Consider the following 20,154-nt stretch of genomic DNA (forward strand, 5'->3'; position numbering starts at 1 on the left):
CAAGACCGTTTTAACTATTGTTCGCAATAGTTTGCCAAAAACGACATGATTTATTTTGGGTAAAACGACCGGAGTTTTCTTCGGTCGTTTTTTTTAAATAAATTTTAGTGAATTCAATTGTACTAAGCTTATTTTTCAACCTTTAACCACCCTTCTCCCTGTCGGGATCTCCCCTAAAAATGGAGAAATCTAAATCACCTACTCACACATTAAGATTTTTACTTTTCTACTTTTAAATTTTGAATTCTTAAATTTCAGATTATTCTTTGTAATTTAGCTTTCGCAAAAATAAGTCAGTAGAATGAATCAAAAAAAGGTACAGAATATATTTCTAAAAATCATACGTAACAAATACGTAATTACCTTCTTGATCTTCTATTTTTGGTTGTACTTTTTCGATCAACACTCTATATGGGAACGAAAAGGTCACGAAGACACAATCGAATCTTTAGAAAAAGAAAAGACTTACTTTATTGAAAAAATCGAGAATGATAAAAATCGAATTCACGAGCTAAAAACCAACCGTAAAAATTTGGAGAAATTTGCTCGCGAACAATACCTTATGAAAAAAGAAAACGAAGATATTTTTATTCTAATTGATGAAGATTAGTAAAAAATAAGTTAATCATTCATTTTCTCATATTCCCTATAAATTTCCAAAAGCTCTTTTGCAGAATAAATTCCTTTGGTTTCAATTCCCAAATCGACTAACAATTGTTTTGCACAAACCACAATGCTTTCTTCATCGATAAATTGTTCGTGAACATTGTTTAGGTATTTCAATATCTTGAAAGCATTAAAAGCGCCAAAAAATTTCTTTCTGAATGACTCGATACTGGAACAATTTCTATTGATCTCATCTAAAGCTTCAAAGAAATTATCTTCTTTCAGGTAAGAGCGTACTGGGCCAGGAAGACTTACAATGAGCTTGTTAAGATAGGTGTCGTAATCTACACCAAAAAATTCATCAACACGATCGAAAAAAATCTTTATGTCCTTAAAGGCTGAGTAATTGTAGGTTTTATAATCCAATATTCCTTCTTCTAAAAATGTGGCAATTGCTTTACCAGTGCCAAAAGGAACTCGATCAGATTCTCGTGGCGAAGGAATTACACGAGTTGTTTTAATTTCGTAAAACTTACCAAGAGCTATTATTTTCTGTAAAAAATAAAAATCCTCTCCTGCCTGACGACGATTCATTCCTCCTTGTTTGATATAGGCATTTGCCGAGACAGCAAAACTAGAACCTACAGTATGGAATGCATGTGGATGACCAGCAAAGCGCATGGCCAACATGTAATATCTTAAATAAAGCTCGTATTGAGCGATTGCATCGTATATTGGCTGTTCAAATTCCTTACCTTCTAATGGATGCTCGTAAAATATATTTGCACCATTGGCCTTCGGATATTTTTTAAACAACTTCTCTATCTCAACAAAGTAGTTCGTATCACAAGCAGAATCAGCATCAAATCCTGTGATAATTCCATTCGTTTTATCTATTTTATTTAAACGACTTACCGCCTCATCCATAGCAATTTTTCGAGCCAAGCCAACACCGGCAAATTTCTTTGGCAAATTGGGTTGATCAATCAAAAAGAACTTCAATTTCTCATCTTCATGATTTTTCATCCAAACTCTTGCATCGGATATGGTTTTCTGATTTTGAGCGAAAATCTCATTACTAACAAGTTCACCAGAATTGACAATAACAATAACTTCAACTGCACAATTTGGTCTTTCACAACTCCACAAAGCATCCAAGCTAGGAATTAAATCTGGCTCGTTAAAGCAAGGAATCGTTACAATAATATTCAATTCTTCGGATACTGTATCCTCAATATAATCCGGAAACAGTCTTTGTTTTTTAAGATATTTATCAGCAAAAGCCATTGGTTCTATTTTTTCTTTGGACAACAAAGATATAAAAAAGGGCAGATAGCTTGCATCGCTAATCTGCCCTTAAAAAATATTGTAATTAGAATTACTCTGCCTTAGCTGTATATCTGCCGTTTAAGCCAGTAATAATTTCTGCAGTAATATCTAAACCATCTTGAGAAAGTAAAACATTTCCGCCTTTAGTTGTGCTTAAAATTAAGCTGTAGTTATGAGCTGCATTGTATTCTGTTAGGTAATTTGTTACGCTATCGAATAATCTTTTGCTATTTGCTTGCTGCTCACCCATCAACTGGTTTGATAATTCACGCTCTAATTGTTGCAAATTTTGTTGCTTAGCAATTAATTTACGCTGTGATTCCTCAGCTCTTTCACGATTTAAAAAACCCTTGTTTTGAAGTTTACGTTGGAAATCTACAGCTTCCTTCTCCAATTTTTGAGCCTTAAAGTTAAAATCAGTTCTAGAATCTTCCTGCTTTTTAAGAAATTTCTCATTCAAATCGACAGAAAAATTATAATTCGACAACAATGAATCAGTGTTCACATACACAACAGCACCTTCACCAGCAACAGTTTTTACTTCTGTTGAATCATCTGAAGAATTTGAAAAATGAAGAACATAAAGAATTCCAACAGCTACAATTAATACAGCATTTAATGCAATAGATAAATTTTTCATAGGTATTTTAAAATTAATTTTTCAAGGTTTTCTGATTTGCCAAAATGAGTAATCAACTATAATTCTAGTATCCTACCTCAGCTGGCAAATAGTGTTTTTTTGATTTTGCCTAACAAATATAAGCTTTAAAAGGAGACTAAAAAACTCAGTCTTATCAAATTTTAAAATCGGAATATATTTTGCCTAATAATTCAAATCAAAAGGATACCCTGATAAACATCATTCTTTTTTTTTTGAATCCTAATTACATTACAGTCGAAAATAAGGAACAAAAACATAACTAAACCCAATTCCCCATGTTTAATAAAATGATAGCAGCGACCCTGCCTTACATGCCAAAAAAATTAGTTTGGCTTTTTTCGAAAAGATATATTGCCGGAGAAACAATTGATGATGCAGTAAAAGCTTCACTCGACTTAAATGCAAAAGGCATAAAAGTTACCGTCGACCTTTTAGGTGAATTTATTGAAGATTTGAATCAGGCGACTGAAAACAAAGATGCCTATCTGGAGATTATAGAAGCTTTTGAAAAAAATAAGATTGATGGTAACTATTCTGTAAAACCAACTTTCTTTGGTTTATTAATAGACCCTGAAGTTTGTTACGAAAACATCAGGACTGTTGTAGCTAAGGCTGCCGAATACAACAATTTCGTTCGAATTGATATGGAAGATTCTCCATGTGTGGATAAGGAAATTGATATGTTCCGAAAATTGAAAGCTGAATTCCCGCAAAATGTAGGTTTGGTTGTTCAGGCATATTTAAAAAGAACACTTGATGACTTGACCAATATGATGGACATGCAAAATGGTGTTTCTAAGCTGAACTACCGCTTATGTAAGGGGATTTATGTGGAGTCAGAAGAGATTGCTTATAAGAAATATGAAGAAATCAACGAACACTACATTAAGGATCTTGAGTTCATGTTAAAAAATGGTATCTATCCAGGTATTGCAACTCACGATAAAAATTTAATTCAGCCATCATACGATTTAATTGAGAAATATAACGTGCCTAAGGATAAGTATGAATTCCAAATGCTTTATGGCGTTACGCCGGAACTTAGACAATCAATCCTTGATAAAGGACACAAAATGCGTGTTTACGTTCCTTTTGGGAAAGATTGGTTTGGTTACTCAACCAGAAGACTTAAGGAAAATCCTAAAATGGCAATGCTAATTATAAAAGCACTATTTAGTAGAGGATAAAAGAAAAGCGGTGATAAAATCACCGCTTTTTTTATTTCTTTTTTGTTCCGTATCGATACATTTGTTTTAATGTGGTTATCTCTTTGTCGGTTACCAAATTATCGGGAATCTTTAATTTCCTTTTCCTTTTCATTCTTTGTACCTCTGGTAAAGTACGTCCCATACTTACACCAACCATCTGATCTGGAGCAATCATAACATGATGTTCATTCATCACTACATGATTTCTTATTAGTAAATCAGTATTTGCTTTGGCATCCATCTTTGTCGGTCTGGTGGTTAAAGCTTCATAGGTTGCAGAATTGACGTTATTTTTTGCCCTCACATACTCTGGTGTATTCACCTTTGCATTCATGAATGCTTCTTTAAAATCACCAAAGCGAGGCAAAATTAATACCTCCTGAAGGGCAATCGTATCTTTCGCAAGAAATACGCCAAACAGATAATCATCTTGCTGGAGACTATCGCTCACCACAACTTTTACATCGTTGTAACCAACATAGGAATAATTTATTGTATCTCCCGAACTTACCCAAATGGAAAACCTTCCGTAGGAATTCGTTGTACCTGCCTGTTTGTTATTTACTCTATAATGAGAATAAGGTAAAGTTGAAAGTACTTCCTGATCCATTACAGCTCCAGTAAAAAAAATTGAATCGTTTCTTATTTTTTGTGCGTTTGCATCATTAAAAAGTAAAATTGCACACAAAACAAACAAACAGCTTATAATTGTCTTTTTCATATTCTTTAGTTTAAGCTCTATAAACATCCAACAATCAGGTCATCTAATTTTCTTTTGGGAACATAATGAACACCATTCTCATCTCTCCAATATTTTATATCTTCATTCTTCATTTCTTCAATTACAATCTCCTCTTTAGGCTTACCTAGAGCTACTACTTGAATGATTGAATAATCCTTTGAAATCTTTAAAATCTCTCTTATTTCTTTTTCTTTAAACGCTCTGAGTATGCAGCCACCAAATTCATCTTCCACGGCTCCAAGCAACAAATTTTGTACCGCTATCCCATCATCACAAAAATAATTTCTGCTTAATTTCTCATCATTTAGCATGATAACATAAGCTGCAGGCCTCTCTCCCTCAATTGGCCCATTCCAATCGCTCAAATATCCCGCCCAGGCCAAATTTGAAAATACTTCTTCACATTTGTCTTCACTTAGTACAATTTGATATTTTAAAGTTTGTCCATTTCTTCCTGAAGCTCCTAAACGAGCTAAATCAATCCATTCGCGAATTAAATACAATGAAATTTTTTCTTCTTCAAAAAATCTACGATAACTTCTATTCCTTTTTACTAATTCTTTCAACATTTTCATTCTGTTTCTTACTATTTGCTAATCCTTAAATTAAACCAAATTTCTCTGAGCATCAAAAAATTCATTACTCATTTCAAGCTCTTATTAATTAGAAAACAATAACCACCTAACAACCAAGCAAGAACAAGAATTTAAAAAATTCAGATCTTCATCAATTGCAAGCATAAAAAATGGGCGATTTCACAATAAAATCGCCCATTCAGATATATGTATTTTTACAATTCATTAAATCGTTTCTCAATTACTTCCCAATTTAGCAAAGTCCAAAAATTTTCAATGTATTTCGGACGAGCATTTTGAGTATCTAAATAATAAGCATGCTCCCATACATCCATAGTCATTAATGGGGTCATTCCATCGGTAAGTGGATTGCCAGCATTCGTTTTCTTTATAATTCTCAATTTATTGTGTGCGTCAGCAACTAACCACGCCCACCCAGATCCAAACAAGCTAGCACCAGCTTTCGAAAATTCATCCTTAAAAGCAGCAAATGAACCAAAAGTAGATGTAATGGCATCTGCAAGCTTACCCGTTGGCTCTCCTCCGCCTTTCGGACTTAATGCCAGAAAATAAAAGGTGTGATTGTACACTTGTGCTCCATTGTTAAAAATGCCTCCCTCAGAATGCTTTACAATTTCCTCCAAGCTTGCGTTCTCGAAAGCAGTTCCCTTTATCAAATTATTTAAATTTGTAACGTATGCTTGATGATGTTTTCCGAAGTGAAATTCTAAGGTTTTTTGGCTAATAAAAGGCTCTAAGCCATTTAATTCATAAGGTAATTTTGGTAGTTCGTGTGTCATGTCTTTGCTTTTTTTGATTCACTATACAATTTCAACATAATTTTTGAATTATTCAATAGCTAAAACTAAAAGACCGACTTTCAAAAGAAAGCCGATCCCAAAATCAAAAAAACAATAAACAAAACTAATCCTGAAAGCGCCTTGACGCTTCCTCCCAATTAACAACTTCAAAAAATTCTGAAATGTAATCGGGTCTTCTATTTTGAAACTTTAAATAGTAAGCATGTTCCCATACATCCAATCCAAGGATTGGAGTTCCTTTTACTTCTGCATCGTCCATCAGCGGATTATCTTGATTTGGTGTTGAACAAACTTTCAAACTTCCATCTGATAGTTTTACCAACCAAGCCCATCCTGATCCAAATCGAGTTGCAGCTGCTTTTGAAAATTTCTCCTTAAACTGCTCAAAACTTCCAAACGTATCATTAATAGCTTTTTGCAATTCTCCAGAAGGTTTACCACCTCCATCAGGAGACATTAATTTCCAAAATAAATCGTGATTATAATATCCTCCACCATTATTCCTAATTGCTGAAGATTGTTTTGAAACACCAGCTAAAATCTCACCAATACATTTTCCATCAAGATCAGTATTAGCAATTGCAGCATTCAAATTATTAGTATAACCTGCGTGATGCTTTGAATGGTGAATTTCCATAGTTCTTGCATCAATATGCGGCTCTAAAGCATCATATGCATACGGTAATTTAGGTAATTCAAAGGCCATATATAGTATGTATTTTAATCGTAATTATTATCTATTTTTTTATCACTAAAACAAAGCTAATTTTTATCTGGATTAAATCCAAGCTATTTAAAGACTTTTTTGTCTTTTATTTTTTAATCCTACAGATCTCCTCTTACATCGAAGATTTTTAGCTACTTTCGTGGCTTCAATATTTATATTCTTGTGAACAAACGAATTCTCGATATCGCGATACCTAATATTATTAGTAATATCACTATTCCTCTTTTGGGTATAGTGGATTTAGCACTGATGGGTCACCTTGGAGAAGTTGATTTTATTGGTGGGATTGCCTTAGGAGGAACAATATTTAACTTCTTATATTGGGGTTTTGCTTTTCTTAGAATGGGGACAAGCGGAATTACAGCTCAGGCTTATGGTGCTCGAAATTTAAACGAAACCATTCTGTCTCTATCTAGAGCACTATTAGTTGCATTGATAGGTAGCACCTGTATATTACTCTTACAAGTCCCAATAGCCGAACTTAGCTTTTACTTTATCGATAGTGAAGAATCTGTTGAATCAATAGCGAAATCGTACTATTACATTCGTGTTTGGGCTGCTCCAGCTACCATCGGCCTGTATGCCTTAACAGGGTGGTTTATTGGCATGCAAAATTCTAAAATACCGATGGTCATTGCCATTATTTGTAATACTATCAATATTAGTCTATCAGCTTATTTTGTTTATGGATTAAATATGGATGCCAGAGGTGTTGCTCTTGGAACTGTTATTGCTCAATATTGTGGTCTTGTTTATCGCAATGTTCTTTGTTCTTCGCTTTTATCGCCGATTATTTCATTACTGGAGCAGAAAAGGAATGATGAAAATTAGCGAATTGAAAAACTTCATCGCCATTAACAAAGATATTTTCCTGAGAACTCTTTGTATTATTTTTGTATTTACCTTCTTTACAACTGAATCTGCAAGCACTAATAAAACCATTCTTGCCGTCAACTCACTATTACTACAATTCCTTTTCATCTTTTCATATCTTATGGATGGTTTTGCTTATGCAGCAGAAGCTCTTGTTGGTCGATTTGTTGGGGCAAATAATGAAAACGGACTAAAAAAAGTAATTCGATTATTGTTTTTATGGGGAATTGGAATCAGCTTGGCATTTACTGTTTTTTACGGTACAACCAGCAACTTAATCTTATCGGCCTTAACAAATAGTGAAGCTACAATATTAGAAGCACAAGCTTATTTAAAATGGATTATTCTATTGCCAATTTTAAGTTTTACATCCTTTCTTATGGATGGGATCTTTATTGGTGCAACCGCTTCGGTTTACATGCGAAAAACAATGATGGCTGCAACCCTTTTCGTTTTTATTCCTTTTTATTATATCCTTAGTGATTACTATCAAAATCATGGATTATGGATCGCCATGTTAGGTTTTATGTTGGCTCGAGGAGTATTCCAAGCTATTTATTACAAAAAAGCTATTCTTCTTCGTTTCAATTCAATTTAAACATTTCGAGTAAAGTTAACTGCAAAGCTTCCGTTAATTTTAAAATCTCATCTTCTTCAATTTTGTAGCTATCACTTGCCTTTTCAATGCGATCTACAACATAAAACAATTGAATTAATTTCAATTTCTCTTCTAGACATGCATATAAGACACTAGCGCCGTCTCTGCTTATTACATCCGGATGATTTTTGACATACATATCAGCAATACTAAAAAGACTTTTGGGTATTGTGTTGCAGCTAATACCACTAACTTTTCTGTATTCCGATTGAAATTCTGGTAAGACAAGGTTGTTTTCTAATATTCCGTTCGAAAATGGAAATTCATTTTTATTCTGTATTTCCAAATCGAAAATAGAAGAAAACTGATCCTCCGATTCAAAACCCAAATCACCAAAATAATCATCAATCACACTAGCAACAATACCAGGTTCCAATTTGTCTTTTAATGAAAAGCATCGACCAAGATGAATAACAAAATCATATTTCTTTGTATTCAATGATTTACTTAAATGATACGATGATACACTTCCCCCAGTTCCAGTAATCAGCACATCTAATTCCTTTTCCTGATACTTGAATCGAGCGTAATTCTTTCCCAAATATTCAACTAAAACCAGCTGACTAATAAAATTTTGCATGGTTGAAAAAGAACCAGCAATTATTAAAATCTCCATTGATGCAAGAACTTAGGCTAAACAAAAGCTTCGAAAAGTTTGTTATATAGGTGAAATTTATACTTATTTTGCAAGTCGAAATAGCGACTTAAATTTAAACAGACAACACAGATGGAATTTTCAAGTAACGAAACAGAAAATAAAGGTTTCACAAAAATAGAAAAATTCAACCAAGAAACGACTGAGGAACTCATGTTTCACTATAAAAAAGTACTTGAACTTTTAGGTGAAGATGCGGAGAGAGAAGGACTTGAAAAAACGCCCCTAAGAGTTGCTAAGGCAATGCAATTTCTTACACACGGTTATCATATCAAACCTGAAGAAATCCTGAAATCAGCCATGTTTAAAGAAGAATATCGCCAAATGGTGATTGTTAAGGATATTGAAGTATACTCAATGTGCGAACATCACATGCTTCCGTTTGTAGGAAGAGCTCACGTTGCGTATATTCCTGACGGCACAATTACAGGCCTAAGTAAAATTGCACGTGTGGTTGATGCTTTTGCCCGCCGTTTACAAGTGCAAGAAAGACTAACAACTCAAATTAAAGATTGTATTCAAGACACACTTAAACCTCTTGGTGTAGCGGTTGTAATTGAAGCGACACATATGTGTATGTCAATGCGAGGCGTTCAGAAACAAAATTCGACAACAACAACTTCTGATTTTACCGGAGCTTTCGAAAAAGTCGCTACACGCGAAGAGTTTATTCGACTGATCTCTACAAAAACTAATTACTAATAAGTAAAGAATTCTTGATTCAAGGATAAGCACCAATTCACAATGTTCGATAACAAAATTGCACGTTGTTAATTGATTAGATATCTTTGTGCCCTGAATATTTTAAATCTTAGCATGATAATCAATTCATTACTTATTATTGAATTGAAAATTGATAATTGAAGAAGAATATGAAAGCATATGTATTCCCTGGGCAAGGAGCCCAATTTGTTGGTATGGGCAAAGACCTGTACGAAAACTCTGAACTAGGTAAAGAATTATTCGACAAAGCTAACGAGATTCTTGGTTTCAACATTACTGAATTAATGTTTAACGGAACTGATGAAGATCTTAGACAAACTAAGGTTACTCAACCTGCTATCTTCCTTCATTCTGTAATTTTAGCTAAAACTTTAGGTGCTGATTTCAAACCAGAAATGGTTGCTGGTCACTCTTTGGGTGAATTCTCTGCACTTGTTGCTAATGGAGCTCTTTCTTTCGAAGATGGTCTTAAGTTGGTTTCTCAACGTGCAATGGCTATGCAAAAAGCTTGCGAAATTGAGCCTTCAACTATGGCTGCTATCATTGGTCTTGATGACGAAACTGTTGAAAGAGTTTGTGCTGAAATTGATGAGATTGTTGTTCCTGCAAACTTTAACTGCCCAGGTCAGTTGGTTATTTCTGGTAGTATGAAAGGCATTGAAGTAGCTTGCGAGAAATTGAAAGAAGCTGGTGCTAAACGTGCTTTGCCATTAAAAGTTGGAGGTGCATTTCACTCACCACTAATGGAACCTGCACGTGTCGAACTTGAAGAAGCAATTAAAAATACAAATTTCTCTACTCCTACTTGTGCTGTTTACCAAAATGTAAATGCTAAGCCTGTAACCGATCCTGAAGAAATCAAGAAAAATCTTGTTGCTCAGTTAACTGCTCCTGTACGTTTTACTCAAACTATGGTTAACATGATTGCTGATGGTGCAAGTTCTTTCACCGAAGTTGGTCCTGGTAAAGTTATCCAAGGTTTAGTTAAAAAAGTAGATCGTAAAATGGAAACTGCTGGTGTAGATTCTTTTCAAGGATAAATACCAATCGAAATAAATAACAAAGGCAGTTCATATGAACTGCCTTTTGTTTTACCATAAAAAAAGGAGGCTTATTGCCTCCTTTTTATTATTTAAAACTAATTACACTAGTTTGTTTTTTACCGTCCATAAGAATCTCTAAAGGCTCTTCGAATCGGATGTGCTTGAAATAATGAATTTGTTCTTCTACCTTTTGTTTAGCTAACATTTCCAGATTCACAAAACTATGCTCAGTATTGCTTCTAACTGAAAAGTAACCAACATTCATAGAGGTTACATTATGGAAGAAATGTGATCCTAATGAGGCGTCAAGTGGGAAATCTTCCAAGCCTTGCTCAACAATCACTTTTGCATTAGAAATTTGCGACCAAAGAACAGGAATTCCAGTAAATCGATCTTTTGTTCCCCATCTTCCAGGTCCAATTAGAACATATTCTCTATCTTGCTCTTTCATTTTCTGGTTCAAAACGGCCATTTCCTCAGCCATTTCTTCAGTTTTAGTTCTGTCAAATTTGCTTACATCCATATAAATGACATCGCGAACATGGTCAATTTTACCATTTCCCATTCCTTTATCAGCCAATAAAACAAGCTTGTCTTTATCAACTTTTTTCATATCAATTTCGACACTCATTTCCTGACGGATAAGTGGCTTAATTTGTAATAAGTTGAAAGTAGGTAAGCCATTCTTTCCTTTAGATAAGTCAACTGCAAATTCAATCTCAACAGGCGCTCCCATTGCTTGCTTAAAAATATTCAGAAGAATACTTAAAGTTTGCGCCAATGGAATCTGATTGTATTTAAGAATGTTTGCAAAATCCACAACGCGAGGTCCTCGTAGGTTCAAATCTGGCTCAATCCTATCATTTCGCCCATCGTATACCGAAGCACAATGCAATAAATTTCCATCATCCTCGGCATCAGACAATTGATATTTTAAGGTAACCGCATCTTCTCCATCTTTTACTAAATCAATATCTTCCTTTTGCATATCGATTCCGTAAAAATACTTTTGAGAATCTTTCACTTGGTCTTGAATTGAAGCCAACTGTAATTTTGGATACTCAGGACAGAAACGATGCGTTTTCTCGCCACCAACAACATACTTACCCAAACCTAATCCCAGAACAGCAAAACCATCTTCAGGTTTCATATACGAGAATGGATAATAATTGTATGATTGTGCTACCCCACTAATGTTTGGATAATATTTCCCATTGTACTCTTGCCCTACAACCTCTTGAAGAATTACAGCCATTTTCTCTTCCTCAATCTTATAATCAACAGCTGAGAAATAAGCTTTTGCTTCAGGTGTAAAAATTGAAGAATAAACCATTTTTATAGCAGTTACCAAATGATCAAAACGCACTTCAAAATCCTCGTCATTATTTGGCAAAAGATAGGTTGCATATACACCAGCAAAAGGCTGCATCAATGAGTCTTCAAACAATCCTGATGAACGAACAGCCAAAGGCTTATTCATTTTTTCAAGATACCTCCTTAGTCTATCTCGCAATTTATCCGACAACTCTCCTTTTGCGAATAAATCTCTTACTTTTTTATAGTTTTTATCGAGATAAATCTTGTCGTAAAGATTATTCGCTTCTAAGAAATTATCGTACTCATCAACTCCAATAATCGCAGTTCGGGGAATTGTAATGTTAATGTCTTTAATCAGTTTTTGGAAACTGATATTCTCAGTAAAATTACTCAAGAACGCTAATCCACGGCCTTTACCACCAACTGATCCACGACCTAAACGAACAACGTAATGGTTCGAGTTTGCAAGGCTAGGTTTGAATTTGATGATACGACCACGCAATTGTTTCAACCTCGAAGCCTCGAATACATCCAAACAAAATTGTCTCAATTCACGAACCGTTTTAAAGTCTGAAATTTGATAGCGACGTAGTTTTTTAGCAATATTAATCTCTCCTCTGGCCATTAGCCAAGTTGAAATACCATTTCTTTTAGAGTGAAATAATAAAGATTCATCTGGCACATATCTTAACTTGTTCTCAAAATCCTCAAGTGATTTTGCCATGGCAACTTGGGTTCCACTTTGATTTCTGAATACGAAATCTCCAAATCCCAATTTCAAATGTATAAAGTTGAAAATATCTAAAGCTAGCGTATCACTATTTTTATTGATAAAATCAGCATTTACTTGAAAAGCACGCATTGCATTGTCCGTATCATGCGACTGCATAACACAAGGAATTCTTAAGTGCTTATCTTGCACATAGGATATCAAATCTACCCCTGCATCGTCATTCAACTTACCATCTCGGGCAAATCGAACATCAGAAATAACACAAAGTAGGTTTTCCAGATATTTATCTACAATATCAACAGCATCCTCATATGAACTCACCAAAATAACCTTAGGACGAGCACGCATTTTTAGAATTTTATGCATCTCATCAATATCATCTTCGTCAGAAATTACTTTCTGAGTTTGAGTCATAACGGACGTATAAAGTAAAGGCAGATAACGAGAATAATATTTTACAGAATCTTCTACCAGCAACATTACCCGAACATCACCAATCTTAGAATCTGGCTCCAGATTCATTTTATCTTCAATGTATTTGGTCATGGCCATAAAGATCTTAGTCGATCCATTCCAGACAAATACTCTCTCAATATTATTTTTAATCTTATCGGCAGCCTTATCGAAATAAGCTAAGTCACTATTATTATTCACCAAGACCAAAACGGGTAATTCTGGCTGTTTCTTTTTAATCTCTTGGCTCAATTCAAGCGGTGATTCCTTATCAAGTCCTGCCATCAAAATTACAATGTCGAAATTTTTCTCATCCATTGCCTGGAGAGCTTCTTCATTGGTAGCAACACTAGTAAATCGGGGTGCTGTGTATAAATTTAACTGAAGATATTCTCCAACAATTTTGTCAGAAAATTGACCTTCTCTGACGATAGTATATGAATCGTAATAAGTAGCGACAAGAAGAATTTCCTTTACCTTAAATGGCATTAATTCCTGAAATATATCCCTGTCGTTCTTTTTACGCTTATAAATTTTCGAAATAGCAACTTCTTCCATTTTCTTTGTGTTTGTTGTGTGTATTCTAGTGGTACAAAATAATACAATTATCTGATTCGAGATCTACCTTTTGGCAAACATTTCCTCATTCCGATTTACTGAAGCCATCAAATCTTATCACCCAATAATTTTGGGCGAAATTAATGAAAAATAAGTGTAAAATAAAAGAGGAAACTCATCGCTTCCTCTTTTTATATTCTAGGTTAAAAATTCTTTATTCAACAACCCAAGTGTCTCCACTATTTAGTAGATCATCCATAGATTTGATTGATGATATTGCTTTAATATCTTCAATTTGTTGAACCATTTTCTCGTCGTAAGAAGTAGAATCTACATCACGAATAACACCCAAAGCAACAGGATACTCAGGAGCCATCATACTTGAAAGCAACCAATGCATATGTGGGTCTTCAGTATGTGCATCATGAACAAGAACATCTTCTTCGGTAATGCCATGTTCACCAATAGTAACAACTACAAGTTTACCATTACCTCCCATGATTAAACCTTTATTTTTCTCCTTACCAAAAATCATCGGTTTACCATGTTCAATTATTACGGTATAGTCTTCTTTTGTCGCTTTATCTGTAATAATAGAATGAGCTCCATCATTATAAATCACACAATTTTGAAGAACCTCAACAATAGATGTTCCTTTATGATCAGATGCTGCTTTTACAATCTCTGTCGTTAATTTGATATTCGTATCAAGCGATCGAGCGTAAAACTTTGAACCTGCTCCCATAGCTAACTGAGATGGCTTAAATGGCTCCTCAATAGTTCCGAAAGGTGACGTTTTTGTCACCATTCCATGATTTGATGTTGGCGAATATTGACCTTTAGTCAGGCCATAAATCTCATTATTAAAGAGAAGAATAGTCATGTCAATATTTCTACGAACTGCATGAATAAAATGGTTACCACCAATTGCTAAAGCATCTCCATCACCAGAAACCTGAATTACTTCAAGGTCTGGGTTAGCACACTTAGCTCCTGATGCGATAGCCGCAGCACGTCCGTGAATGGTATGGAAACCATAAGTATCCATATAATATGGGAATCGAGAAGAACAACCAATACCTGAAATTACGGCATAATCTTCCTTCTTAAAATCCATATCAGCCATTGCCTTTTGAACGGAATTTAAAATACCATGGTCACCACAACCAGGGCACCAGCGATTCTCTTGATCGCTTCTAAAATCCTTAGCACTTAGCTTCTTAATATTAGGTGAATTTAATACTGTATCAGCCATGACTTATTTCTCCTCCAATAATTGGTTAAATCTTTCTTTTAATTCCACCACAGTAAATGGTAATCCCATTAATTTATTGTGTTGTTCAAACTTAATATCTTGGAACGTACTTCTTAGATATTCTGCAAATTGACCGTCGTTCAATTCACACACAATAATTTTTTTGTAACGACCTAACACTTCAGCAGTGTTTTTAGGAAGTGGGAAAATATAATTGAAATGAGCTAAACTAATAGATTTCTCTTCCTTTTGTAATTCGCGAACTGCCGTTGTAAGGTGACCATAAGTGCCACCCCATCCTACTACAAGAACATCAGCGTCATCCTTTCCTTTCACTTTAAGTTCAGGAATATTGTCAGCAACAAGCTCTACTCTTTTCTTACGAATATCACTCATCACTTGATGATTTTCTGGTACGTAAGAAACAGTACCAACGCCATCAATTTTTTCAAGACCACCAATACGATGCTCTAATCCCTTTGTTCCCGGAATAGCCCATCTACGACTCAATCGCTTCTCTTCACGAGCATAAGGAAGGAAATCGTCTCCTTCTTTTGCAATAGGGGCAACAATCTCTGGTAATTCAGACATAGTTGGAATCCTCCAAGGTTCAGCACCATTAGCAATAAAACCATCTGTTAAAAGAATAACAGGCGTCATATGCTCAAGTGCGATACGACTCGCTTCAAATGCGTAATGGAAACAATCAGATGGCGTACTAGCTGCAATAACAGGCATAGGACACTCACCACTACGGCCATGAATTGCTTGCAATAAATCAGACTGCTCAGTTTTGGTAGGTAAACCTGTAGAAGGACCTCCACGCTGAACATTCACAATAACAAGTGGCAATTCAGTCATCACTGCAAGACCTGCAGCTTCCGTTTTCAATGCTAAACCAGGACCAGAAGTTGTAGTAACAGCAAAATCACCAGCAAAACTAGCACCAATTGCAGTACAAATACCTGCAATTTCGTCCTCCGCTTGGAAAGTTTTCACACCAAGATCTTTGCGAGCCGCTAACTCTTGTAAAATCTCAGTAGCTGGAGTTATAGGATATGACCCACAGAATAGCTCAAGATTAGCTCTTTCTGCTGCTGCCATAAGTCCCCAGGCTGTTGCTTTATTACCAGTAATATTTCTATATGTACCCTTACGGATTTTAGCAGGGGCTACACTATAGTTATAAGGCAATGCCTCAATTGTTTTAGCAAAATTGTAACCTGCCTTAAGTACCTTTTTATTAGCATCAACTACTAATGGGTACTTTTTAAATTTTTTCTCAATAAAATCTTCAGAGTGATCCAAAGGACGATCGAACATCCAATATACCATTCCAAGAGTAAACATATTCTTACATCTCAGAATACTTTTTTGATCAAGTCCTGAATCTTTTAAACACTCACGTGTAAGTGATGTAACCTTTGCCTTAATTAGGTTATAGTCAGCAAGCTTATCATCTAACAATGGATCTGATTCGTAACCGGCTTTTTCAAGATTCTTATCTGTAAAACTATCCTCGTTCACGATAATTGTACCACTTGCTTTTACCCACTTTAAATTAGCTTTTAAAGCCGCTGGATTCATTGCAACCAATACGTCGGCATAATCACCTGGAGTATAAATCTCTTGGTGACCAAAGTGCAATTGAAAACCTGAAACGCCACCTACGGTACCTTGTGGGGCGCGGATTTCTGCTGGATAATCAGGGAAAGTCGCTACATCATTCCCAAATAAAGCTGAAGTATCAGAGAACTGTGTTCCTGTTAATTGCATACCATCTCCGGAATCACCTGAAAATCGTATAACAACCTCTTCTCTTTCAATAATTTTTGTCTTTTGACTCATGACTGTTTGATTTAACTTCTAGTTAAATTCTTAGTTTGTTAAGTTGTTTCGATTTTGTCTTGTTAATCACATCTTGCTTTACGCATGTTATTTAACATGGATAAAGGTAACGTTTCCAATATTTTAGACAAGAAAAGTTATGAAATTTTAATGACTTTTTGCAAACGTTTGTGTCATAAAAAGTTACATCCAACTTATGTTTAAAATTAAGTCTGATTAAGAGTTGATTAAGTCTGAATAAAGCAATTCCAAAGGTGGGAAAGGGTAACTTTTTTTAAAATTTTAATCAGGAAGACAAATTGCTAACCGAAGCACAATAATTTACGTCTATTTTTAAACGTAAAAAAAGGCGTCTCAAATAAATGAGACACCTTTAATATATTTAAGAATTGATTATCTACTAATAATCATCTTCAGTAAAACCTGAATAACGATGACCAGCAATAATATAAGCTTCATCTTTTGTAGCATCATGAGCTACAGTATCAAAAACCCATTTGAATTCTTCTTTGTCAGGATTAGCTCTGTAGGCTACAGGAACTTCTTCACTTTTGAAAGTTACACTTCCACTATATAAAACCATACTGACGTTTAAACTGTCAACAATATTTTTATCAAGTGTAGTGGCTCCATCTTTAATAATCTTTCCTTCAACAACAGCAGCTCTAATATAGGAACGAAGTTCAACAATAGTTTCTCCAAGTGCAGTAGGCTTTGAGTCAGGAATTACAATTGCTTTTTCATTATTCGTTAAATCAGCAAAAGCTATAGACTTAGATTTAAAATTACTTGCATCACCATCTAAAAAGAACTTACTTCTTAACTCGAAATATTTATCATGATCATCAATCCAAAGTTCATTAGCTACATCAGCAGATGTATTATAAAATTCCAATTTATGCTCATTGTCATAATCAGCAACAAGAGTCCCATCAAGTTCTGAAACTTGATAAAGGTAAGTACCTGAGTAGTCCAGTACAGCACTATCCCAATCTTCTAGCTCAGTATCATCACAAGAAACAAGAGAAAGAGAAATAAATGCTCCTATTAAATATAAAAATATATTTTTCATTTGTTTATTCAATTTAAATTAATTTTAAGAAACAATTACAATTTCTGCCATCTTCTATAACTCCATGGAGTTCCATCTCTACTAATTAGAAATTCAAAAAGACCACCTTCAGAAATTGTTCCTGTAGCTGTAAGTGCATAACCAAATAAATCGGTCATAGGAACTAAAGCTATTTCCCCAGCTCTTACATAAACGATTCTAACAGGCATAGTATACTGAGCACCATAAGTTTTTTCGTAACCATAGATACTTCCCATAGTATAATAACCTGCTTCTTTTTTCTTTACAGGTACATCGAAAATAACAAAAGAACCATGAACAAGTTCATAATCGCCTGAAAGGTTAACTGCAGAGTCATCTACTTCATCAGTTACAATAACATAACGAGAAACAGATCCATCAAAACCATCAACATTTGTAGCACTATAAACTACCTCGTAAATACCAGGAACATTAGAATCAACAACATCACCTGATGTTACAACTTCAAGTTCGTTTTCACCTTCCATAGCAACTACTCCAGGCTCAGTATAAGCTGTACCCATTTCGTGTCTGTAGAACTCACCACCTTCTAGAGTAAAATCAGGAAAGTAAGTAATCCTTGAGATATCTTCTGTCTCCTTATCATCACACGCTGAAAACAAGGTGATGATAGCAAGCAATGATATATATAATATTTTTTTCATTTTATAAATTTTTATTGTAAAAGCTGGACATCTCATAAAAAGATAATCAATGTCCATTATCTATAAATTACAATTATTATTCAGCCTTCTTATTCCACCAAACTTTCTCTAATAGATCTTGCTTCTGTGCAGGAGCATTTTCATTACGAGTTAATATAGCGGTAGGATAAATAGGTGAAGCAGGTAATTTTGCATTTAATTTACCTCTTCCTTCAATAGCAATCGTCAATTCTCCAAGAAAATCATTACGTAAAATAGTATCAGCAGCAACACGGTCTTTACGAATATCAATAGTGTTAACAGCTGGATATTTAGTTCTATTTCTCTCTAAAAATGACTCAATATGCTGATAGTTAGCATTAGCTACCCATTTTTGCATTGCAATTTGCTTTATTCCTTCTTCTGGAGTACCACCAGTCCAAGCTGCATAACCTGTAGTTGCAATATCAGAAGTAGTAATACCATGCTGACTTAAAGAAGCCTGAACTCCAAGATCATAGTACTCTTTACCCTTAGCATTGTTACCCGCACGAGCATAAACTTCAGCGATATAGAAATTAATTTCCCAAGTTGACATGATTATTAGATCTTGTGTTGCCGAAAATACAGCTTGACTGTAGTCTTCGTCTTCATCAAGAGTTCCGTTTTCATCAGAATCTTCTTTAGAGGCAAAATCTCCGAAAAATGCACCTAAATGATATCCACCAGACATTTCGAAAAGAACATCAAGACGTGGATCACCATTCTCTTGAAGATAATCTAAGAAGTTCTTAGAAGCAATTACATTTGAACTTAAGTAATCAGCTCCACCTTCTTCGAATTCTCTCATAGGGTGACGCTTTCCTTCGTCTGTATCAGACCATGTAGAACCGCTTATTCCAGCATTATTCTTAATGAATTCAGCTGATTCGATAAAAGTAACAAGAGCAGCATTATTATAAGATGATGTCTCAGAAAGACGAATCATTAATTTCAACTTAAGCGAGTTTGCAAAAAGTTTCCATTGATCTAAATCTCCACCATAAATAAAATCATATGATCCTGGTAAAGAAGCTTCAGAAATATCTGTTGCTATTAACGCTTCAACTCTTGCAAGTAGGTCAGCATAAATAACGCTTCCTTCATCAAATTTAGGTGATACTATTCCTTCATCTCCTTTAAGAGCTTCAAAATAAGGAACGTCTCCCCAAACATCAGTAATGGTTTGCCATGTGAAAATTGACAAAGCTTCAGCAGCATAATATACCCCTATGTTATTATTCTCAGTTGCAACAGTTTTCATTCTTTTGCAATCTAAAAGAACACCAGCAGTTAAATCACTATACGCTGTAGCAAAACTAGTTGGCTCATATTCGCATAAAGTTTTAAATTGAGATGCATCATAAGCTTGAGTCCAATATTCAGACCAAAAACCACCACCAAAACCGAAATCCCAGCCCATCATTTGATTAGCCAAATTCAATTCTGCCGCAGGCAAAACTACCTTTGCTTCCGGAATGTCACGTAATACATCTGGATCCTCATTTATATCTAAATAATTATCACAGCCCCAGCCAAATACTGACAAAAAGGCAAGTGAAATAGCTATAATTTTATATTTCATAATTCTTT

At 34.7% G+C, this 20,154-nt stretch carries 19 protein-coding genes; 6 read left to right on the forward strand and 13 right to left on the reverse strand.

What is annotated here, in order from left to right; all coding sequences use genetic code 11:
- The first annotated feature begins 301 nt into the window (after positions 1–301).
- Positions 302–610: an FtsB family cell division protein gene (locus L3049_RS08525; protein WP_275109384.1), complete on the forward strand. Its 309-nt coding sequence runs from the start codon at positions 302–304 to the stop codon at positions 608–610.
- Between the two features lie 11 nt (positions 611–621).
- Here L3049_RS08525 and L3049_RS08530 read toward each other — a convergent pair whose 3' ends face one another.
- The gene (locus tag L3049_RS08530; protein ID WP_275109385.1) at positions 622–1,893 is read right to left on the reverse strand and encodes a glycosyltransferase family 2 protein; all 1,272 of its coding nucleotides are present in this window, start codon (positions 1,891–1,893) and stop codon (positions 622–624) included.
- Between the two features lie 91 nt (positions 1,894–1,984).
- Positions 1,985–2,575, reverse strand: a complete 591-nt coding sequence (locus L3049_RS08535) for an OmpH/Skp family outer membrane protein (protein ID WP_275109386.1) — start codon at positions 2,573–2,575, stop codon at positions 1,985–1,987.
- 296 nt (positions 2,576–2,871) lie between these two features.
- Between L3049_RS08535 and L3049_RS08540 the strand changes: the two genes are divergently transcribed.
- Positions 2,872–3,783, forward strand: coding sequence for a proline dehydrogenase family protein (locus tag L3049_RS08540; protein ID WP_275109387.1), 912 nt, complete (start codon positions 2,872–2,874; stop codon positions 3,781–3,783).
- A gap of 31 nt (positions 3,784–3,814) precedes the next feature.
- On the opposite strand, the gene L3049_RS08545 is transcribed toward L3049_RS08540, so the two are convergent.
- The 4 genes from L3049_RS08545 to L3049_RS08560 all read right to left on the reverse strand — a co-directional run bounded on the left by L3049_RS08545 (position 3,815) and on the right by L3049_RS08560 (position 6,648).
- On the reverse strand, positions 3,815–4,525 hold the full coding sequence (locus L3049_RS08545; RefSeq protein WP_275109388.1) for a peptidase associated/transthyretin-like domain-containing protein: 711 nt from the start codon (positions 4,523–4,525) through the stop codon (positions 3,815–3,817).
- Positions 4,526–4,542: 17 nt separating this feature from the next.
- The gene (locus tag L3049_RS08550; RefSeq protein WP_275109389.1) at positions 4,543–5,115 is read right to left on the reverse strand and encodes a nitroreductase family protein; all 573 of its coding nucleotides are present in this window, start codon (positions 5,113–5,115) and stop codon (positions 4,543–4,545) included.
- A gap of 221 nt (positions 5,116–5,336) precedes the next feature.
- A complete protein-coding gene (locus tag L3049_RS08555) occupies positions 5,337–5,921 on the reverse strand; it encodes a superoxide dismutase (protein WP_275109390.1) in 585 nt (194 codons plus the stop codon).
- 124 nt (positions 5,922–6,045) lie between these two features.
- Positions 6,046–6,648, reverse strand: a complete 603-nt coding sequence (locus L3049_RS08560; protein ID WP_275109391.1) for a superoxide dismutase — start codon at positions 6,646–6,648, stop codon at positions 6,046–6,048.
- A 183-nt stretch (positions 6,649–6,831) separates the two neighbouring features.
- On the opposite strand from L3049_RS08560, the gene L3049_RS08565 reads away from it, so the two are divergent.
- Entirely contained in the window at positions 6,832–7,500 is a 669-nt protein-coding gene (locus L3049_RS08565) for an MATE family efflux transporter (protein ID WP_275109392.1), read from the forward strand.
- A complete protein-coding gene (locus L3049_RS08570) occupies positions 7,490–8,140 on the forward strand; it encodes an MATE family efflux transporter (protein ID WP_275109393.1) in 651 nt (216 codons plus the stop codon). Before L3049_RS08565 ends, L3049_RS08570 begins: the two co-directional genes overlap by 11 nt.
- Here the strand turns inward: L3049_RS08570 and L3049_RS08575 are convergent.
- Positions 8,127–8,816, reverse strand: coding sequence for a nucleoside phosphorylase-I family protein (locus tag L3049_RS08575; protein ID WP_275109394.1), 690 nt, complete (start codon positions 8,814–8,816; stop codon positions 8,127–8,129). The two genes, L3049_RS08570 and L3049_RS08575, sit on opposite strands and share 14 nt — an antisense overlap.
- A 111-nt stretch (positions 8,817–8,927) precedes the next feature.
- Here L3049_RS08575 and folE point away from each other — a divergent pair, with 111 nt between their 5' ends.
- Both folE and fabD read left to right on the forward strand, forming a co-directional pair.
- A complete protein-coding gene (folE, locus tag L3049_RS08580; RefSeq protein ID WP_275109395.1) occupies positions 8,928–9,557 on the forward strand; it encodes a GTP cyclohydrolase I FolE in 630 nt (209 codons plus the stop codon).
- A gap of 170 nt (positions 9,558–9,727) precedes the next feature.
- Positions 9,728–10,618: an ACP S-malonyltransferase gene (gene fabD / locus L3049_RS08585; RefSeq protein ID WP_275109396.1), complete on the forward strand. Its 891-nt coding sequence runs from the start codon at positions 9,728–9,730 to the stop codon at positions 10,616–10,618.
- An 88-nt stretch (positions 10,619–10,706) separates the two neighbouring features.
- On the opposite strand, the gene L3049_RS08590 is transcribed toward fabD, so the two are convergent.
- From L3049_RS08590 to L3049_RS08615, 6 genes are all read right to left on the reverse strand, one after another.
- Positions 10,707–13,682: a PEP/pyruvate-binding domain-containing protein gene (locus tag L3049_RS08590; protein ID WP_275109397.1), complete on the reverse strand. Its 2,976-nt coding sequence runs from the start codon at positions 13,680–13,682 to the stop codon at positions 10,707–10,709.
- 214 nt (positions 13,683–13,896) lie between these two features.
- A complete protein-coding gene (locus L3049_RS08595) occupies positions 13,897–14,937 on the reverse strand; it encodes a 2-oxoacid:ferredoxin oxidoreductase subunit beta (RefSeq protein ID WP_275109398.1) in 1,041 nt (346 codons plus the stop codon).
- 3 nt (positions 14,938–14,940) lie between these two features.
- Complete coding sequence (locus tag L3049_RS08600) at positions 14,941–16,785, reverse strand: 2-oxoacid:acceptor oxidoreductase subunit alpha (RefSeq protein WP_275109399.1); 1,845 nt, start codon at positions 16,783–16,785, stop codon at positions 14,941–14,943.
- A gap of 400 nt (positions 16,786–17,185) precedes the next feature.
- The gene (locus L3049_RS08605; RefSeq protein WP_275109400.1) at positions 17,186–17,857 is read right to left on the reverse strand and encodes a lipid-binding protein; all 672 of its coding nucleotides are present in this window, start codon (positions 17,855–17,857) and stop codon (positions 17,186–17,188) included.
- Positions 17,858–17,892: 35 nt separating this feature from the next.
- The gene (locus L3049_RS08610) at positions 17,893–18,543 is read right to left on the reverse strand and encodes an immunoglobulin-like domain-containing protein (protein ID WP_275109401.1); all 651 of its coding nucleotides are present in this window, start codon (positions 18,541–18,543) and stop codon (positions 17,893–17,895) included.
- Between the two features lie 76 nt (positions 18,544–18,619).
- On the reverse strand, positions 18,620–20,146 hold the full coding sequence (locus L3049_RS08615) for a SusD/RagB family nutrient-binding outer membrane lipoprotein (protein ID WP_275109402.1): 1,527 nt from the start codon (positions 20,144–20,146) through the stop codon (positions 18,620–18,622).
- Positions 20,147–20,154 lie beyond the last annotated feature (8 nt).

It is taken from the genome of Labilibaculum sp. DW002, from assembly GCF_029029525.1.
Classification (GTDB): Bacteria; Bacteroidota; Bacteroidia; order Bacteroidales; family Marinifilaceae; genus Paralabilibaculum; species Paralabilibaculum antarcticum.

Bases quoted from the DNA above. Each gene is read 5' to 3' on its own strand.
- L3049_RS08575 (WP_275109394.1), bottom strand. From the start codon at position 8,816: ATGGAGATTTTAATAATTGCTGGTTCTTTTTCAACCATGCAAAATTTT.
- L3049_RS08610 (WP_275109401.1), bottom strand. From the start codon at position 18,543: ATGAAAAAAATATTATATATATCATTGCTTGCTATCATCACCTTGTTT.
- L3049_RS08525 (WP_275109384.1), top strand. From the start codon at position 302: ATGAATCAAAAAAAGGTACAGAATATATTTCTAAAAATCATACGTAAC.
- L3049_RS08595 (WP_275109398.1), bottom strand. From the start codon at position 14,937: ATGGCTGATACAGTATTAAATTCACCTAATATTAAGAAGCTAAGTGCT.
- L3049_RS08590 (WP_275109397.1), bottom strand. From the start codon at position 13,682: ATGGAAGAAGTTGCTATTTCGAAAATTTATAAGCGTAAAAAGAACGAC.
- fabD (WP_275109396.1), top strand. From the start codon at position 9,728: ATGAAAGCATATGTATTCCCTGGGCAAGGAGCCCAATTTGTTGGTATG.
- L3049_RS08545 (WP_275109388.1), bottom strand. From the start codon at position 4,525: ATGAAAAAGACAATTATAAGCTGTTTGTTTGTTTTGTGTGCAATTTTA.
- L3049_RS08530 (WP_275109385.1), bottom strand. From the start codon at position 1,893: ATGGCTTTTGCTGATAAATATCTTAAAAAACAAAGACTGTTTCCGGAT.
- folE (WP_275109395.1), top strand. From the start codon at position 8,928: ATGGAATTTTCAAGTAACGAAACAGAAAATAAAGGTTTCACAAAAATA.
- L3049_RS08600 (WP_275109399.1), bottom strand. From the start codon at position 16,785: ATGAGTCAAAAGACAAAAATTATTGAAAGAGAAGAGGTTGTTATACGA.
- L3049_RS08570 (WP_275109393.1), top strand. From the start codon at position 7,490: ATGAAAATTAGCGAATTGAAAAACTTCATCGCCATTAACAAAGATATT.
- L3049_RS08605 (WP_275109400.1), bottom strand. From the start codon at position 17,857: ATGAAAAATATATTTTTATATTTAATAGGAGCATTTATTTCTCTTTCT.
- L3049_RS08550 (WP_275109389.1), bottom strand. From the start codon at position 5,115: ATGTTGAAAGAATTAGTAAAAAGGAATAGAAGTTATCGTAGATTTTTT.
- L3049_RS08560 (WP_275109391.1), bottom strand. From the start codon at position 6,648: ATGGCCTTTGAATTACCTAAATTACCGTATGCATATGATGCTTTAGAG.
- L3049_RS08555 (WP_275109390.1), bottom strand. From the start codon at position 5,921: ATGACACACGAACTACCAAAATTACCTTATGAATTAAATGGCTTAGAG.
- L3049_RS08535 (WP_275109386.1), bottom strand. From the start codon at position 2,575: ATGAAAAATTTATCTATTGCATTAAATGCTGTATTAATTGTAGCTGTT.
- L3049_RS08540 (WP_275109387.1), top strand. From the start codon at position 2,872: ATGTTTAATAAAATGATAGCAGCGACCCTGCCTTACATGCCAAAAAAA.
- L3049_RS08615 (WP_275109402.1), bottom strand. From the start codon at position 20,146: ATGAAATATAAAATTATAGCTATTTCACTTGCCTTTTTGTCAGTATTT.